The organism is Oleiphilus sp. HI0066, assembly GCF_001635725.1.
In genome coordinates, this window is the sequence record NZ_LWFH01001658.1 from 1 (window position 1) to 626 (window position 626).

The following is a 626-nucleotide window of genomic DNA, read 5'->3' on the forward strand; positions in this document are numbered from 1 at the left end:
AAAAGCGAAGCGACGTCTAAAGACCTTTCTTATCAATCTGACGATCCTGATAAATTGCGCAATCGAATTCTTAATTTGATCCAAGTGAAAATGAGTGCGGCGATAGAACAAATGGAATTGCGAGAGTCTTTAGCTGCTTCCCAAGACTTGGTTCGACTTATCAAGAGTGAGTTATCCAGTTCAGAGGTGATCAATACACTGGGGCTCGAAGTGATCGATTTTTCTATCGTTGCAATCAAACCTGCTCCAGAAACTGCTAGAGCTTTAGAAGCAACTGTTCGAGAACAGCTCCTTGAACAAGCAGACGATGCAATCTACAAACGTAGAAATGCCTCGATTGAACAAGAGCGAGTTGTTAAAGAAAACGAGCTAAGCACTGAGCTGGCAGTGGAAGCCAAACAGCGCGAAATCAAGGAAGAAAAACTTAAGGCAGAACGTTCTCTTCAAGAACAACGACGCCAGATGAAGAAAGAGCAACTAGTTGCGGAAGTTGAACAAGAGGAACAGAGACAAGAACTCGTAGAACTGGCAACCGAGAACAGTCGCAAGCAAGCGGACGCAAAAGCTTATGATATCGCCGCCACCATGGAAGCTTTGTCAAAAGTGGATGCGAAAGTGCTCGAAGC

At 44.6% G+C, this 626-nt stretch carries 1 pseudogene; it reads left to right on the plus strand.

Annotation, left to right across the window (positions count from 1 at the left end):
* Nucleotides 1-626, plus strand: a pseudogene (locus A3738_RS31560) (SPFH domain-containing protein); the annotation flags it as partial.